This window comes from Blastococcus sp. OS1-29 (genome assembly GCF_057628075.1).
Genome location: NZ_JBXXJK010000004.1, coordinates 226895 through 242702 on the forward strand (window position 1 = coordinate 226895; position 15808 = coordinate 242702).

Annotated in this window: 15 protein-coding genes; 3 read left to right on the top strand and 12 right to left on the bottom strand. The window is 73.7% G+C overall.

Features of this window, described 5'->3' with window-relative positions; translation table 11 throughout:
• The first annotated feature begins 10 nt into the window (after window positions 1-10).
• On the top strand, window positions 11-1318 hold the full coding sequence (locus AC2H4J_RS12100; protein WP_487465124.1) for a cytochrome P450: 1308 nt from the start codon (window positions 11-13) through the stop codon (window positions 1316-1318).
• On the opposite strand, the gene AC2H4J_RS12105 is transcribed toward AC2H4J_RS12100, so the two are convergent.
• The 8 genes from AC2H4J_RS12105 to AC2H4J_RS12140 all read right to left on the bottom strand — a co-directional run bounded on the left by AC2H4J_RS12105 (window position 1245) and on the right by AC2H4J_RS12140 (window position 9339).
• Window positions 1245-2507, bottom strand: a complete 1263-nt coding sequence (locus tag AC2H4J_RS12105; RefSeq protein WP_487465125.1) for an MFS transporter — start codon at window positions 2505-2507, stop codon at window positions 1245-1247. The genes AC2H4J_RS12100 and AC2H4J_RS12105 overlap by 74 nt on opposite strands.
• The gene (locus tag AC2H4J_RS12110; protein WP_487465126.1) at window positions 2507-3754 is read right to left on the bottom strand and encodes a sulfate adenylyltransferase subunit 1; all 1248 of its coding nucleotides are present in this window, start codon (window positions 3752-3754) and stop codon (window positions 2507-2509) included. Before AC2H4J_RS12110 ends, AC2H4J_RS12105 begins: the two co-directional genes overlap by 1 nt.
• On the bottom strand, window positions 3754-4662 hold the full coding sequence (gene cysD, locus AC2H4J_RS12115) for a sulfate adenylyltransferase subunit CysD (RefSeq protein ID WP_487465127.1): 909 nt from the start codon (window positions 4660-4662) through the stop codon (window positions 3754-3756). Before cysD ends, AC2H4J_RS12110 begins: the two co-directional genes overlap by 1 nt.
• A gap of 76 nt (window positions 4663-4738) precedes the next feature.
• A complete protein-coding gene (locus tag AC2H4J_RS12120) occupies window positions 4739-5473 on the bottom strand; it encodes an inositol monophosphatase family protein (RefSeq protein ID WP_487465128.1) in 735 nt (244 codons plus the stop codon).
• A 2-nt stretch (window positions 5474-5475) separates the two neighbouring features.
• A complete protein-coding gene (locus AC2H4J_RS12125; protein ID WP_487465129.1) occupies window positions 5476-6186 on the bottom strand; it encodes a PaaI family thioesterase in 711 nt (236 codons plus the stop codon).
• Between the two features lie 21 nt (window positions 6187-6207).
• Window positions 6208-7716, bottom strand: a complete 1509-nt coding sequence (locus AC2H4J_RS12130; RefSeq protein ID WP_487465130.1) for a sensor histidine kinase — start codon at window positions 7714-7716, stop codon at window positions 6208-6210.
• Complete coding sequence (locus tag AC2H4J_RS12135; protein WP_487465131.1) at window positions 7713-8480, bottom strand: response regulator transcription factor; 768 nt, start codon at window positions 8478-8480, stop codon at window positions 7713-7715. The genes AC2H4J_RS12130 and AC2H4J_RS12135 overlap by 4 nt, the downstream gene beginning before the upstream one ends.
• Window positions 8481-8547: 67 nt before the next feature.
• The gene (locus AC2H4J_RS12140) at window positions 8548-9339 is read right to left on the bottom strand and encodes a siderophore-interacting protein (RefSeq protein ID WP_487465132.1); all 792 of its coding nucleotides are present in this window, start codon (window positions 9337-9339) and stop codon (window positions 8548-8550) included.
• A gap of 320 nt (window positions 9340-9659) precedes the next feature.
• Here AC2H4J_RS12140 and AC2H4J_RS12145 point away from each other — a divergent pair, with 320 nt between their 5' ends.
• The gene (locus AC2H4J_RS12145; RefSeq protein WP_487465133.1) at window positions 9660-10091 is read left to right on the top strand and encodes a DUF2795 domain-containing protein; all 432 of its coding nucleotides are present in this window, start codon (window positions 9660-9662) and stop codon (window positions 10089-10091) included.
• Between the two features lie 16 nt (window positions 10092-10107).
• Here the strand turns inward: AC2H4J_RS12145 and AC2H4J_RS12150 are convergent, their stop codons facing one another.
• Complete coding sequence (locus AC2H4J_RS12150; RefSeq protein WP_487465134.1) at window positions 10108-10815, bottom strand: hypothetical protein; 708 nt, start codon at window positions 10813-10815, stop codon at window positions 10108-10110.
• A gap of 279 nt (window positions 10816-11094) precedes the next feature.
• Between AC2H4J_RS12150 and AC2H4J_RS12155 the strand changes: the two genes are divergently transcribed.
• Entirely contained in the window at window positions 11095-12945 is a 1851-nt protein-coding gene (locus AC2H4J_RS12155; RefSeq protein ID WP_487465135.1) for an LCP family protein, read from the top strand.
• Window positions 12946-12956: 11 nt separating this feature from the next.
• On the opposite strand, the gene pstB is transcribed toward AC2H4J_RS12155, so the two are convergent.
• From pstB to pstC, 3 genes are read right to left on the bottom strand one after another with little or no spacing between them, the layout of a single operon-like run.
• Window positions 12957-13736 (bottom strand): phosphate ABC transporter ATP-binding protein PstB, encoded by a 780-nt coding sequence (gene pstB / locus AC2H4J_RS12160; RefSeq protein WP_487465136.1) that lies wholly within the window; start codon window positions 13734-13736, stop codon window positions 12957-12959.
• 21 nt (window positions 13737-13757) lie between these two features.
• Window positions 13758-14825 carry a phosphate ABC transporter permease PstA gene (gene pstA / locus AC2H4J_RS12165; protein WP_487465137.1) on the bottom strand — a complete coding sequence of 356 codons (1068 nt, stop codon included), beginning with the start codon at window positions 14823-14825 and terminating at the stop codon, window positions 13758-13760.
• Window positions 14825-15769, bottom strand: coding sequence for a phosphate ABC transporter permease subunit PstC (gene pstC / locus AC2H4J_RS12170; protein WP_487465138.1), 945 nt, complete (start codon window positions 15767-15769; stop codon window positions 14825-14827). Before pstC ends, pstA begins: the two co-directional genes overlap by 1 nt.
• Window positions 15770-15808 lie beyond the last annotated feature (39 nt).

Genomic DNA, 15808 nt, shown 5'->3' on the forward strand with positions numbered 1-15808 from the left:
GGTGGCCCGCATGACGGCCACCGCCCTGCGGCCGGCCCGCACCGTCGTCCGCTGGGGCGTGCGGCACGGGCTGGCGTCGGCCTTCCTCGACCGCGCGGCGCGCAGGGGCGACCCGGTCGGACGGCTGTTGCGCGACACCGAGGTGCGCGACCAGCCGTACGGGGTGCACGAGGAGCTGCGAGCGCGCGGTCCCCTGGCCGGCAGCGGTCTCGGCCTGGTCACCACCTCGCACGCGGTCGCCTCGGAGGTCCTGCGGACCGATCGGTTCGGCGTGGGGTGGGACCGGTCCGTCGCGCCCCGGCTGATCCGCTGGGCCCTGCGCTTCGGCGACGAGCTGGACGCCAGCGGCGTGGCCGAGCCGCCGTCCATGCTGGTCGTCGACCCGCCCGATCACACGCGGTTCCGGCGGCTGGTGAGCCGGTCGTTCACCCCGCGTGCGATCGCCGCCTTCGAGCCGGTCGTCCAGCGCACCGCGGAGGCGCTGCTCGACGCCCTGGAACCGCGCGACGGCACCGTGGACCTCGTCGAGACCTACGCCGCACAGCTGCCCGTCTTGGTCATCGCCGACCTGCTCGGCGTTCCGGCGGAGCGGCGGGAGGACTTCCTGCGCTGGGGCGCCGCGGCGGCCGCCACGCTCGATCCGGGCCTGGGCTTCGGCCGGTACGTGTCGGCCGAGCGGGCGCTGCGGGCGATGCACGGCTTCCTCCGCGAGCACTTCGAGCGGCTGCGTCGCGAGCCCGCCGACGACCTGGTGAGCCGCCTGGTCGGGTTGCCGGACGACGAGGCGCTCAGCGAACGCGAACTGCACGCCACCGTGATGCTGCTGCTCGGCGCCGGGTTCGAGACGACCGTGAACCTGCTCGGCAACGCGGTGGTCCTGCTCGATGCCCACCGCGACCAGTGGCAGGCGTTGCGCGAGGACCCCGCGGGCTGGGACAACGCCGTCGAGGAGGTGCTCCGCAACGACAGCCCCGTGCAGATCACCGGCCGGACGGCGAAGGCCGAGGCGGTCGTGGCCGGCCGCACCGTGCCGACGGGCGGGCGGGTGACCGTCCTGCTGGGCGCGGCCAACCGGGACCCCGAGGTCTTCGCGGACCCGGCCCGCTTCGACGTCACGCGGCCGAACGCCCGCGAGCACCTGGCCTTCTCCGCGGGGATCCACTACTGCGTGGGCGCCGGGCTGGCCCGGTTGGAGGGCGTCGTCGGTCTCCGCGCCCTGACCGAGCGGTTCCCGGAACTGCGGGTCAGCGGCCGGCCGGTGCGGCGGGATCTGCAGACGCTGCGGGGTTTCGAGCACCTCCCGGTGACGTTGCGCTGACCTCGGGGGTCTCGAGGGTCGCGTCGCGGGCGGCGCCCCAGCCGACCCGGATCATGGGGACGAGGACCGCGAGCAGTACGGCCACCGGCCAGGTCCACCCGCCGGTGAGGTCGTGCAGGGCGCCGATCACCAGCGGGCCGAGGGCGGCGAGCAGGTAGCCCAGGCACTGCGCGATGCCGCCCAGTCGGGCCGCGACCAGCGGCGTCGGGCTGCGCAGCACGATGAGGGTCAGCGCGAGCGCGAACCCGCTGCCCTGCGCGAGCCCGAACGCGGCGACCCAGATGAGGGTGCCGGAGGTGGGCGCGACCAGCAGGCCGCCCAGCCCGATCGCGTATGCCGCCGCGACCCCGAGGATCAGCGGCCGCTGGGTGCGCATCCGGCCGGCCTGGGCCGGGGCGAGCAGGGCCCCGGCCGCGCCGACGATGTTCGCCAGCCCGAGCAGCAGGCCGCCTTCCCGGACCGGGACACCCGAGTCCGCCAGAAGCGTCGGCAACCAGGCCGAGACGGTGTAGAACTGCACGCTCTGGAGCCCGAGGTAGGCGGTGACGTGGCGGGCCAGCGGCTGCCGGAGCAGCGACCAGGAGCCGGCGTCGCCGTCGGGCAGCGGCGCGCTGGTGCGATGTGCCCGGCCGGTGCCGGCGACCGGGAGCCAGAGGGCCAGGGCGGCCAGCGCCAGGGCCAGCCAGAGACCCAGCGCCGTCCGCCAGCCGACCCCGAGCGCACCGGCGAGCGGCACGGTGAGGGCGGCGCCCGCGGCGGCGCCGGCGTTGAGCGCGGCCGAGTAGAAGCCCATGACCGCACCGGGCCGGTCGAACTCCCGCTTCACGTAGGCCGGCAGCAGCACGTTGGCGAACGCGATCGCGGCACCGGCGAGCAGGCTGCCGGCGAACAGCAGGGCGACGGGGGAGAGCAGCCGGAGAGCGATCCCGGCCGCGAGCAGCACCAGCGACAGCGCTACCGCGGTCTCGAGCCCGATCCGCCGGGCCAGCCGGGGCGCGGCGGGAGCGAACGCGCCGAAGCAGAGCACGGGCAGCGTGGTCAGCAGGCCGGCCAGCGCCGCCGACATGCCCGTGTCCGCGCGGATGTCGCGCAGGACCGGGGCGACGGCGACGACGGCGGGCCGCTGGTTGAGCGCCACCGCGACGATCGCCACCACCAGGAGGACGGCGGCCGCCCGGGAGCGCGCCATCAGGCCGACGGGATGAGCATCCCGGCGCCGACGGTGGCGTTGCTCGCCTCGTCGATCAGGATGAACCGGCCGGTGACCCGGTTGCGGGCGTAGTCGTCGACGAACAGCGGCTGGGTGGTGCGCAGCCGCACCCGCCCGATGTCGTTGAGCCCCAGCTCCGTTGCCTCCGGCTCGCGGTGCAGCGTGTTCACGTCCAGCCGGTACTGCAGGTCCTTGACCATGCCGCGCACCGTGCGGGTCGTGTGCTTCACGGCCAGCCGGCGACGCGGGTGCAGCGGCTCGTCGGCCATCCAGCAGACGAGCGCGTCGAGGTCCTGGACGACGTGCGGGGCGTTCGCCGGCCGGCAGATCAGGTCGCCGCGCGACACGTCGAGGTCGTCGGCCAGCCGGACGGTCACCGCCATCGGCGCGAACGCCTCGTCGACGGCACCGCGGGGACCGTCGATCGCGGCGATCGTGGTCGTCAGGCCGCTGGGCAGCACCTGCACCTCGTCGCCGGGACGCAGCACGCCGCTGGCAACGGTGCCCGCGTAGCCGCGGTAGTCGTGGTGGGCGTCGGAGTGCGGCCGGATCACGTACTGCACCGGGAAGCGGGTGTCGACGAGGTTCCGGTCGCTGGCGACGTGCACGTGCTCGACGTGGTGCAGCAGTGACGTGCCCTGGTACCAGGGCATGCGCTCGGATCGGCTCACCACGTTGTCGCCGTGCAGGGCGGAGATCGGGATGACCGTCAGGTCGGGCACGTTGAGCTTGGCCGCGAACGCGGTGAACTCGTCGCGGATGGACTCGTAGACGTCCTCGGACCAGTCGACCAGGTCCATCTTGTTCACCGCTACGAGCACGTGCGGCACGCGCAGCAGGGACGCGAGGAAGGCGTGCCGGCGGCTCTGCTCGACCATGCCCTTGCGCGCGTCGACCAGGACGATCGCCAGGTCCGCGGTCGAGGCCCCCGTGACCATGTTCCGGGTGTACTGCACGTGCCCGGGGGTGTCGGCGAGGATGAAGGTGCGTCGCGGCGTCGAGAAGTAGCGGTAGGCGACGTCGATGGTGATGCCCTGCTCGCGCTCGGCGCGCAGCCCGTCGGTGAGCAGCGCGAGGTCGACGTAGTCGCCCTTGCTGGCGCGCTCGACGGCCTCGTACTGGTCCTCGAAGATCGCCTTGCTGTCGTACAGGAGCCGGCCGATCAGGGTGCTCTTGCCGTCGTCGACGGAGCCCGCGGTCGCGATGCGGAGGATGTCCTTCTCCATCAGAAGTACCCCTCCTTCTTCCGGTCCTCCATGGCGGCGTCGCTGACCTTGTCGTCGCCACGGGTCGCTCCGCGCTCGGTCATCCGGGTCGCCGCGATCTCAGCGATGACGTCGTCCACCGTCCTGGCCTCCGAGAGCACGGCGGCGGTGAGATTGGCGTCGCCGACGGTGCGGTAGCGCACCGTCTCCCGGCGCACCTGCTCGCCGTCGCGCGGGCGGATGAACTCGTTGACCGCGTAGAGCATGCCCTGCCGCTCGACGACCTCGCGCTCCTCGGCGAGGTAGAGCGGCGGGATCGCGATCTGCTCGCGGGCGATGTACTGCCAGATGTCGAGCTCGGTCCAGTTGGACAGCGGGAAGACCCGAATCGATTCGCCCAGGTGGATCCGGCCGTTGTAGAGGTCCCAGATCTCGGGGCGCTGGTTCTTCGGGTCCCACTGGCCGAACTCGTCGCGGAAGGAGAACACCCGCTCCTTGGCCCGCGCCTTGTCCTCGTCGCGGCGGGCGCCACCGAACAGGGCGGTGAAGCCGTGCTCCTCGACCGCGTCGAGCAGCACCGGGGTCTGGATCCGGTTGCGGGAGCCGTTGGGCTCCTCCTTCACCGTGCCGGCGGCGATCGCGTCGGGCACCGAGGCGACGATGAGCTGGACGCCGAGCTCGGCGACGCGCTTGTCGCGGAACTCCAGGACGTCGGGGAAGTTCAGCCCGGTGTCGACGTGCATGACCGGGAAGGGGATGCGCGCCGGCGCGAACGCCTTGCGCGCCAGCTCGAGCATGACGATCGAGTCCTTGCCCCCGGAGAACAGCAGCACGGGCCGCTCGAGCTCGGCGACGACCTCGCGGAGGACGTGAATGGACTCCGCTTCCAGCGTCTCCAGCTGGCTCAGCCGGTAGTCGGGGGTCGTCACGGCACTCGGCTCCGGAGGTTCGACATCAAGGACGGCCAACCGCATCGCTTCGGTGCGGATTCCCGACCAGTGTCCGCTATGACGAAGACCGCACCGCGGCCAGGATCGGCTCGGCGATCTCCGGGCGGCAGACGACCAGGTCGGGCAGCGACGGCTCCGGGTCGTTGTAGCCCAGCGGTGACCCGTCGATCCGGCAGGTGGTGAGCCCCGCGGCCCGGGCCACGGCGACAGGGGCGGCCGAGTCCCACTGGTACATGCCGCCGGCGTGCACGTAGGCGTCCACCTCCCCTCGGACGACGGCGAGGGCCTTGTAGCCCGCCGACCCGAGCGGGACGAGTTCGCCCCCCAGCGCATCGGCGACGGCCGTGGCGACGGCCGGTGGGCGGCTGCGGCTCACCGCGATGCGGACCGCGCCGGCGCGGGCGGGTACCCCCGGCGGCGGCTCGGTCACGTGCACCTCGCCCAGGCCGGGGAGCGCCACGGCGGCCGCGGTCAGCTCGCCGTCCGCCCACAGCGCGACGTGCACCGCCCAGTCGTGCCGGCCGATCTCGCCGTACTCGCGGGTGCCGTCGAGCGGATCGACGATCCAGACCCGGTCGGCGGTCAGCCGGCGCCGGTCATCGGCCGCCTCCTCGCTGAAGACGACGTCGACCGGGCGTTCGGCGGTGAGGACGGCGAGGATCGCCTGCTGCGCCGCGGCGTCGCCGGCGTCCCCGAGGGCGCGCCCCTCCAGCCCGCCGGCACGCAGCCGCAGCAGCACGTCGGCGGCGGCACGGGCGGCCGCGGCGGCGACGCCGACGTCCGAGGGCACGCTCAGTCCTGGTCGAGTGCCGTCGCGTCGCCGTGACGGCGCGGCGGGGTGTGCTGCCCGGCCGAGTCGGTGATCGACCCGAAGTAGGCCTCCACCTTCTCCGGCCGGGGCAGGACGAACACGCCACGGGCCTCGACGAGGACGCGGTCGGGGGCGTCGGCGAGGGCGATGGTGCCGGTGATGACCGACTTGCGGCCCGACGTCTCCGCGACCTGTGCCCGCAGCACCAGCTCGCGCTCCAGGGGGAGGGGGCCGCGGTAGTCGAGCGCGAGGTGCGCGGTCATCCCCCAGACCCCCGCCGCGGCGGCGGCGGAGCCGAGCAGCTGGTCCATGAGCAGCGCGCTCATGCCGCCGTGCACGAAGCTCGGCGGCCCCTCGTACGCCACCCCGAGGGTGACGCGGCCGACGACCCCCTCGCCGTCCAGACGGACGACGAGTGGCGGCGCGAGCGGGCTGCCCGCGCCGGTCACCGGGTTGAACACGCGGCGGCCGGTCGTGACGTCGTCCAGGGCCGGCAGCTGCGAGACCGGGCGGCGCGCGACGCCCAGCCGCTCGGTCACCTGGCGGACCAGCTCGGCGGCGGCCCGGACCTCGCCGGCGGCCACCGTCGTGGTCACCGCGGTCTCGATCAGGTCCCGCATCGCGGTGGCCAGGTCGGCCGCGGCGGCGACCGGTTCGGCGTCGGGGATGGTCGCGCTGTCGTTCGTCGTCACGTGCGGATGGTGGCAGGACGCCTAGTCCGCGTCCTCGCCGCCCCCGTCGACGTCCGGCGGCGGGACGACGTCCGCCGGCCCCGACCGGGGCAGCCGGACGGTCACGACGACCCCCTTGCCGAGGTCCGTGTCGAGGTCGACCGTCCCACCGTGGGCGGCGACGAGCGAGGAGACGATGGCCAGCCCGAGGCCGGTGCCGCCCGCGGCGCGGGTGCGGGAGGCGTCGGCGCGGTAGAAGCGCTCGAAGGCCCGCGCGGCGTCCGCCGGATGCATGCCCGGGCCCTCGTCGGCGACCTTCAGCACGAGCACGTCCGGGTCGTCGGGCGCCTGGCCGACGGTCACGGTGACGCGGGTGCCCGCCGGGGTGTGGGTCAGGGCGTTGGTGACCAGGTTGCCGACCACCTGCCGCAGCCGGCCCTCGTCGCCCCGCACGACCGGGACGTCGGTCAGGGACTCGTCCAGGTACAGGGCGATCGGCCGGTCGGGCTGGACCGCCTTCGCGTCGTGCACGGCGTCCCCCGCGATGGCGGCCAGGTCGACCGGCGCGAACGTCAGCGGACGCTGCTGGTCCATCCGCGCGAGCAGCAGCAGGTCCTCGACGAGCAGGCCCATCCGCGCGCCCTCGGCCTCGATGCGCTCCATCAGCCGCCGGACGTCGTCGTCGGACCGGACGGCGCCCTGCCGGTAGAGCTCGGCGAAACCGCGGATCGAGGTCAGCGGCGTGCGCAGTTCGTGGCTGGCGTCGGCGACGAACCGGCGCATCCGGGTCTCCGACCCGCGGGCCTGCTCCTCGGACACCTGCTGGGCGCGGAACGCGGTCTCGATCCGGGAGAGCATGCCGTTCAGGGACGTCGCGAGCCGGCCGACCTCGGTGTGCTCGTTCCCCTCCGGCACGCGCCGGGACAGGTCGCCGGCGGCGATGGCCCGGGCGGTCGTCTCGACCTCGGTCAGCGGCCGCAGGCTGTTGCGCACGAGGACGTAGCCGGCGGCCCCGAGGATGGTCAGCACGATCAGGCCGACGATCGCCTCGATCGACACCAGCCGGCGGATCGCTGCCTGGTCGTGCTCGACGTCGGTCGCGACCACGATGGTGTAGCCGCCGGGCACCTGGGCGGCCATCACCCGCCAGTCGGTATGGCCGTCGGAGGAGGTGACGGACTGGGGCGAGGAGGAGACCGTCTGCCCGGTGAAGTGCGGCAGGTCGGTCTGGTCGTCGGGGCCCTGCAGGTCGATCACGTCGTCGTCGCCGGGGCGCACGCAGCCGAGGTACGCGCTGCGCGAGCCGCCGGGCAGGGCGTAGTACTGGCCCGCGGCGCAGAGGTCGTCGAGCCGGGGGTCGTGGGCGATCGCGTTCACCTGGGCGCGCAGGTCGGCGTCCCGCTGGTCCAGGAGGTACCCCCGCAGCATCGACGTCGCCGTGAAGCCGGTGGCGAGCAGGCTGACGGTCAGCAGAGCCACGAGCAGCGCGACCAGCGTGATCCGCAGCGGTACCCGGGAGCCCGGCCGCCTCGGTGGGACGAAGGAGTTCACGCTCCCCTGGGCAGGCGCAACGTGTACCCAACTCCTCGGATCGTCTGCAGCAGGCGCGGCTCGGTCGTGTCGATCTTGCGCCGGAGGTAGGAGATGTAGGACTCGACGACGTTGGCCTCGCCGTTGAAGTCGTAGTTCCACACGTGGTCGAGGATCTGCGCCTTCGACAGCACGCGCCCGGCGTTGGCCATGAGGTAGCGGAGGAGTTTGAACTCGGTGGGCGACAGGCTGATCACCTCGCCGGCCTTGATGACCTCGTGGCTCTCCTCGTCCAGTTCGATGTCGGCGAAGGTCAGCCGCGGAGCCTCGGCGGCGGCCTGCTGGGCCCCGGCGCTGCGGCGCAGCACGGCCCGGATCCGGGCGAGCACCTCGTCGAGGCTGAACGGCTTGGTCACGTAGTCGTCACCGCCGAGCGTCAGCCCGGAGACCTTGTCCTCCGCCGCGTCGCGCGCGGTCAGGAACAGCACGGGCGTGTGCCGGCCGGACTGCCGCAGCCGCCGGACGACACCGAAGCCGTCCAGGCCGGGCATCATCACGTCGAGGACCAGCAGGTCGGGGCGGAACGAGTCGGCCAGCGCGAGGGCCTGCTGGCCGTCGGCGGCGGTGGCGACCTCGAAGCCGGCGTAGCGCAGGCTCGCCGACAGCAGCTCGCGGATGTTCGGCTCGTCGTCCACGACGAGCAGCCGCGCCTCGGGAGTGGTCCGTCCGGCGGATGAGCTACCGGCCACTGATCCTCCGGTCGCGCGTGCGGAAAGGGTCGTCATGGCAGCGAGCGTGATCCCGCAGGCTGGCGTCGCTCTGGACGCTACCTGTGAACTCCCTGAGGAGGCCTCAACCGGCGGGCGACATGGCTCGACCCCGCCGCCAGTAGCCGATGGCGTGGTGCTGCGACCGGCCGAGACCCCACCGGCCGCGCAGGTCGGCGCGGATCGCGCGGACGGCGCCGGACTCGGCGGCCACCCACGCGAAGACGTCGTCGCCGTCCGGCCGGTCGAGCGCGGCGACGGCGTCGGGGAGCAGGGTGCTCTCCCCGGGCGGGGTGTGCTCGCGGTGCAGCCAGCGGACCTCGACACCGGCGGGGGCGTGCAGCGGCTGTTCCTCCGCCGGACCGGCCACCTCCAGCAGCGCGACGCCGAGGGTCGAGGCGGGCGCCGCGGCGAGGATCCGGCTGATGGCGGGGAGCGCGGTCTCGTCGCCGGCCAGCAGCAGGTGCGCCGCCGTCCGCTCCCCGAGGGCGCCTGCGCCCGCCACGGCCAGGAGGTCGCCGGGTGCCGCCGCCCCGGCCCAGGCCGCAGCCGGGCCGTCGCCGTGCAGGACGAAGTCGATCTCCACCCGCCCCGCCGCGGGATCCTGGCGGCGGGCGGTGTAGCTGCGGAGGCTGACTCCGTGCGCGCCCTCGGGCCAGACGATCCGGCCGTCCTTGGCGATGCGGGGCCAGCGTGGCGCGGGATCGCCCACCCGCGGGACCAGCAGGTTCACGGTCGGCCCGGCGGCGGTGACGGCTGCCGGGGTGCCGGTGAGGACCACCCGACGCACCGACGGGGTGACGTCCGCGACGGCGGCGACGGTCAGGACGTCGACGGGCCGCAGGCCGTCGTCGGGAACCGGGGTCGCGATGCTCACGTCCGCCCAGCCTAGAGGGGCCGGCCCGGCCGACCCCGGGGGAATGGAGTCGACCGGACCGGCGATCGAGGGACGGGTGCTGATCTCACACTGGGTGACCGGTTTCTTGCCGTCACCAGCGTGGATTCGATTCAGACCCCCGTCGCTGTGAACGCTACGTCACGAAAGACGTTCTGCCACTGCTCGCACGGGTGAGGGTGGCTCCCGAACGGGTGATCCGTCCCGAGATGTGTGCGGCTGCCTCCGCGCGGGCAGGGCCACGGGCGTCGAACAGGGCACCGGAGGCCTCGGCACGCAGCCGTGGCCGGACAGGAGGCGCAGTGACCGAGACCGGGGACGATTTCGCGGGCACGGCCGAACGGAGCACGAAGCACAGCCCCCGGGTCGACGAGGAGCTCGAGCACGACATCCAGGGCATGCTGCGCGGCGGTCACGCGACCCGGGCCGAGGAGTGGCGCGATCCGGAGCCCACCGCCGAGGGCGATCCGGACATCGACACGGCCCCCAACGGGACGCTCGTCGGCGGGACCCCGGTGGGCATGGACGCCGATGCGGTGGAGAGGCGCGCCGAGCTGGCGCGGTGGCTGGACCGAGCCGACTTCCCGAGCACCGGGCCGCAGTTGGTCGAGGCGGCGCGCGACCACCGTGCGCCGGACGCCGTCGCCGCCGAGCTCATGCGGCTGCCCGAGGGCGAGACGTACGAGCGGATCGGCGACGTCGTCCGCGCCCTGGGCTACCCGACCGAGACCTGAGGCGAGGCGGAGGCCGTCAGCCCCCGGCGGCCTCCTCCTCCGCGATCTCCTCCGCGCCGCGGCGGCGGAACAGCCGCGAGCCGGGGAAGCCCTTCACGACCTGCCGCAGGTCCTGGACGGTGTCGACGAGGTCGTGCACGTCGGAGCCGACGTTGTCGAGCGATTCCAGCACCGGGAGGATGTCCTCGTCGAGGTGCCGGACCAGTTCCGGCAGGCGATCGATGAGCGTGACCATCGCCTCGACCTCCTCCGGTGCCAGGCTGCTCGCCAGCCGCCGGACCGACGGCGCCAGGGCGGTCAGCGCCGGCTCGTAGTCGGCGAGCATCGGGTCGACGCGGCCCAGCAGCCCCTCGGCGCGGTCGACGATGCCGTCGGCGCGCGACGTCGTGCGACCCACCCGCTCGATCGCTGCGTCGGCCTTGCCCTGCGTGCGGTCGACGCCCTCGATCGCGGCATCCGCCTTGGCCTGGGTCGCCGTCACGCGCTCGATGGCGGCGTCGGCCTTCTCCCGGGTGGCCCCCACCGACGCGATGGCGTCCTCGGCCCGGTCCACCACCGCGTCCACCCGGTCGAGCAGGCCGCCCACCCGGTCGAGGTAGCCCTCCATCCGGCCGAGCGCGGCGCCGAGCCGGGGCACGAGGGCGAGTGCGTCGGCGACGCCGTCCCGCAGGTCGGTGACCGCGTGGAGGACGTCGAAGGGGCCGGGCACCGACGGCAGTCTCATGCGGTACGACGCTACGCAGGGATTCGATGGCGCACTATTCGGTTGCGCCGGACGACCGCCCACGGGGGCGGCGGGCCTGCCGCGCGTCCCCGGTGGTGACCGCCGCTCTCCCCGTATCGTCGGCAGACGTATGTACGGGGCAGGGCCGAGAACGAGAAGGTGTCGACACCGGTGGGGGAACAGCCGACGGGGGACGGGGCGGGTGGCCGAGGGGCCTCCCGTGGTGTCCCCGGAGGCTCCCGGCACGAGGATCGGGGCGGCCCCCGCGAAGCAGTGACCGTGGAGCAACTGCTGGCGCGGCAGGGGAGCGCGGTCGGACGGCGGCGCGCCGCGCGTCGGGTCGAGGAGGCCCCGCAGCGGCCGGCGGAGGAGCCACGGCCCGCCGTCCGTCGACCGGGCCTCCCGCCCGTTCCCGGCGGAGATCGCGCAGCCGTCCGGCAGGCGGGCCTCCCGCCCGTCCCCGGAGCTCCCGCGCCCGCCCGCCAGGCCGGACTGCCGCCGGTGCCGGGCGCCGCCCCCGTGCCGGCCGCCACCTCCGCGCCGGTCCGCGGACCCGCGGCCTGGGAGCCCGACAGCCGCCCGTCCCGCCGCAGCGGCCCGATCCCGCCGCTGCCCGGGTTGGCGCCCGGCACGCCGCCGCCGCCCCGTGACGGCAGCCGTCGCCGTTCCTCCGACCGGCGGGAGCGTCCACCTGCGAGCCCCGGCCGGCGCCGCCTGGGCCGCGTGCTGCTCGCCCTGGCCACCGTCGTCGGCGTCGTCCTGCTCTACCACCTGGGGCTCTACTTCTACGTCGACCAGAAGATCGACCGGGTCGACGCGCTGGCCACCGACGGGCCGGAGGTGCTCGCGCCCGGTCTGCAGGCCGGCGCCGAGAACTACCTCGTGGTCGGCACCGGGATCCCCGGCCAGCAGGGTGCCGCCTCGGTGGCCACCCTCCTGGCGTCGGTCTCCTCCGACGGGACCAGGGCGGTGCTGGTCAGCTTCCCGCCCACTGCGCTCGTCGACACCCCCGAGTGCCGCACCGCGAACGGCTCCCTGCGCAGCCCGGTGACCGAGGCCTTCGCGTCGTCCCTGCTCGAGGGCGGGCCCTCCTGCATGGTGCGGGCCGTCCAGCAGCTGTCCGGGCTGCGGATCGACCACTACCTGGACGTCGACCTGCACCGGCTGCCCGGGATGATCGACGCGCTCGGCGGGGTGCCGGTCTGCGTGATCCCGTCGGCGGCCACCGACGCGGCCGCCACGCCGCTCCCGGCGGGCACGTCGACGATGACCGGCCGGGCCGCGAACGGCTTCCTGCGCCCCGGCGACACCGGATCCGACGTCACCGGGGCCGCTGTGGCCGAGCGGGCGCAGCGGTTGCTGACCTCGACGCTGCGCGCGGCGATGTCGCGCGGCACCATCGCCGATCCGCTGACCCTGACCCGCTTCCTCAACCGGGCCGCGGGCGCGCTGACCGTCGACCAGCAGACGACGCTCGGCGACCTCCGTGCGCTCGCCGGCTCGCTCGGGGAGCTGTCCGGCGACGCCGTGCAGCGCGCCGCGCTGCCGGTGCAGCAGGTGGGTTACGTCCCGGCCGGGACGGACCAGGCGTACGTCCTGCTCGACCGCGCCGGCACCCGGACGCTGTTCGACGCGATGATCGAGGGCAATCCCGTCCCGCCCGAGCTGACCACCGGCGCCGGTGATCCCGCCGCGGACAGCTCGGCAGAGGCACCCGCCCCCGCACCCGCGGAGCCGGCCGCCGCGGCCGATGACGTGCCCACCGTCCCGCCGTCCGCGGTGTCCCTCGACGTCCTCAACGGCACCGGGACGACGGGGCTGGCCGGCACCGTCGCCGACCTGCTGCGCGGCCAGGGCTTCACCGTGGGATCGGTCGGCAACGAGTCCGGGACGGTGAATCAGACCGTCGTCCGCTACGGCCCGAACGTGCTGGCCCAGGCACACACCGTGGCCGCGGCCGTGCCCGGTTCGGTGCTCCAGCCCAGCGACTCGATCGGCGACACCGTCCAGCTGGTGATCGGCCCGGGCTACTCGACCGTGGTGCCGGTGCAGATCAGCGCCCCGCCGACGGGCGGCGCCGCCCCCGAGACCGCCACCCCCACCGCGAAGGCCGCCGCCGTCAGCTGCTGACGGGTCCTGTGTCAGCCGAAGCGGCCGGAGATGTAGTCCTCCGTCGACTTCTCGTCGGGGTTGCTGAAGATCTTCTCGGTCGGGTTGAACTCGACGAGGTGGCCCGGCTGGCCCACCCCGGCGAGGTTGAAGAAGCCGGTGAACTCGCTGACGCGCGCGGCCTGCTGCATGTTGTGCGTGACGATGACGATCGTGAAGCGCTCCTTCAGCTCCGTCATCAGGTCCTCGATGGCCAGCGTGGAGATCGGGTCCAGCGCCGAGCACGGCTCGTCCATGAGCAGGACGTCGGGCTCGACGGCGATCGCGCGGGCGATGCACAGCCGCTGCTGCTGACCGCCGGACAGGCCCGACCCCGGTCGGTTCAGCCGGTCCTTGACCTCGTTCCAGAGGTTGGCCCCGCGCAGGGACCGCTCGACCAGGTCGTCGAGGTCGCCCTTCTTCATCTTCCGTGCGTTGAGCCGCAGCCCCGCCGCGACGTTGTCGTAGATCGACATCGTCGGGAACGGGTTGGGACGCTGGAAGACCATCCCGATGTGCCGGCGGACGTCGACGGGGTCGACGTCGGCGCCGTAGAGGTCCTGGCCGTCGATGACGACCTTGCCCTCCACCCGGGCGCCGGGGATGACCTCGTGCATGCGGTTGATCGACCTCAGGAAGGTGGACTTCCCGCAGCCGGACGGCCCGATGAGCGCCGTGATGGTGCGGGGCTCGATGGACACCGTCACGCCCTGCACGGCCAGGAAATTGCCGTAGTAGATGTCGAGGTCGGAGATGTCGATGCGCTTGGCCACGGTTTCCTCCAGAACTGCCGGTCAGCGACCGGTCTTGGGGGCGAAGAAACGGCTGATCAGGCGCCCGACGACGTTGAGGGCCATGACCAGGACGATGAGGGTCAGGGCCGCCGTCCAGGCCCGGTCGATCGCGAACTCGGGCGGGAAGCCGGGCTGGGTGAGCTGGTAGTAGGCGAAGACCGGCAGGGTCGCCATCCGCCCCGAGAAGGCGTCGAGGTTGGTGCCGTTGATGATGCCGACGGTGATGAGCAGGGGAGCGGTCTCGCCGATCACCCGGGCGACGGAGAGGGTGACGCCGGTGGCGAGCCCGGCGATCGCGGTGGGCAGGACGACCTTGACGATCGTGCGCCACTTGGGCACGCCGAGGGCATAGGCGGCCTCGCGCAGCTCGTTCGGCACGAGCTTGAGGACCTCCTCCGAGGACCGGACGACCACCGGGATCATCAGCACCGAGAGTGCGACCGCCCCCATGATCCCGAGCCGGATGCCGGGTCCGAAGAAGATCGCGAACAGGGCGTAGGCGAACAGGCCGGCGACGATCGAGGGGATGCCGGTCATCACGTCGACCAGGAAGGTGATCGCCCGCTTCAGCCGGCCCCGGCCGTACTCGACCAGGTAGATGGCGGTCAGCAGGCCGATCGGCACGGAGATCACCGCGGTGATGCCTGTGATGACCAGCGTGCCGAAGATCGCGTGGTAGGCGCCCCCGCCCTCGCCGACGATCCCGAGCATCGAGGAGTGGAAGAACTCCGCGTCCAGCCGGCGCAGGCCGCGGCTGAGCACCGTCCAGACCAGGGACACCAGCGGCACCATGGCCAGCGCGAAGGAACTGGTGACCACGCAGGTGACGAGGCGGTCCATCGCCTTGCGCGGACCCTCCACGGCCCGCGTGACCACGTAGACGGCGAGCGTCCCGAGAACGGTGGCGTAGATCGCGGCGAGGACGATGCTGGAGCCGGTGAGCGTCGACAGCGCCGCGCCCAGGAGCACCCCGGCGGCGAAGAGGCCGGCGGGCGCCAGGCGGGGCAGCCGCCGCGAGTGCTCGACCACTCCCTGCGCCTCGGGGGGCGCCGTGCGGGTCGCGGTCATCAGTTGGCTCCGGAGAAGTCGGCCCGCCGGTTCACGACCCAGCGGGCGAGCATGTTCACGGCGAGGGTGATGACGAACAGCGCCAGCCCGCTCGCGATCAGCGTGTTCACGTCCAGACCCGTCGACTCCGGGAACTGGAGCGCGATGTTGGCCGCGATCGTGGACGGGTTGCTGCTCGAGATGAGGTTGAACGTGATCCCGCCGGAGGCCGACAGGACGATCGCGATGGCGAGGGTCTCGCCGAGCGCCCGGCCCAGACCCAGCATGGCGCCGCCGATGACGCCGGACTTGCCGTAGGGCAGGACCGCCATCCGGATCATCTCCCAGCGGGTGGCGCCGAGTGCGAGCGCGGCCTCGCGGTGCAGGGCCGGCGCCTGCCCGAAGACCTCGCGGGCGATCGCCGAGATGATGGGCAGGATCATCACCGCGAGCATGAGGCCGGCGGTCAACATCGTGCGTCCCGTGGCCGAGGCCGGCCCGGCGAACAGTGGCAGGAAGCCGAGGTGCTTCTCGGCCCAGACGTAGAAGGGCACCAGCGCCGGTGCCAGCGTCGCGACGCCCCAGAAGCCGTAGACGATGCTGGGGATCGCGGCGAGCAGGTCGATCACGTACCCCATGCCGGCGGCGAGCCGGCGCGGGGCGTAGTAGGTGATGTAGAGCGCGATGGCGACGGCGAGCGGGGTCGCCACCACGAGCGCGATGACCGCCGCCAGCAGCGTGCCGAACAGCAGCGGCGCGATGTACCCGGTGAGTCCGTCCCCGCCGGCGATGTCACCTGCCGGAGCGGTGACCGCCGGCCACGCCTCGCTGACCAGGAAGACCGCGACGCCCGCGAGGACGAGCAGGATCAGCACGCCCGCGCCCGTCGTGCTGCCGGCGAAGATGCGGTCGCCCACGCGCCGCTTGGGGCGGGTGGGCTGCGGGGGTGCGCTGGCGATGGTCACCGATCGCTCCGTCTCTTCGGCGCTGGAATGTGCGGCCCG

Bases quoted from the DNA above. Each gene is read 5' to 3' on its own strand.
- AC2H4J_RS12100 (WP_487465124.1), top strand. From the start codon at position 11: ATGACGGCCACCGCCCTGCGGCCGGCCCGCACCGTCGTCCGCTGGGGC.
- AC2H4J_RS12105 (WP_487465125.1), bottom strand. From the start codon at position 2,507: ATGGCGCGCTCCCGGGCGGCCGCCGTCCTCCTGGTGGTGGCGATCGTC.
- AC2H4J_RS12110 (WP_487465126.1), bottom strand. From the start codon at position 3,754: ATGGAGAAGGACATCCTCCGCATCGCGACCGCGGGCTCCGTCGACGAC.
- AC2H4J_RS12135 (WP_487465131.1), bottom strand. From the start codon at position 8,480: ATGACGACCCTTTCCGCACGCGCGACCGGAGGATCAGTGGCCGGTAGC.
- AC2H4J_RS12150 (WP_487465134.1), bottom strand. From the start codon at position 10,815: ATGAGACTGCCGTCGGTGCCCGGCCCCTTCGACGTCCTCCACGCGGTC.
- pstA (WP_487465137.1), bottom strand. From the start codon at position 14,825: ATGACCGCGACCCGCACGGCGCCCCCCGAGGCGCAGGGAGTGGTCGAG.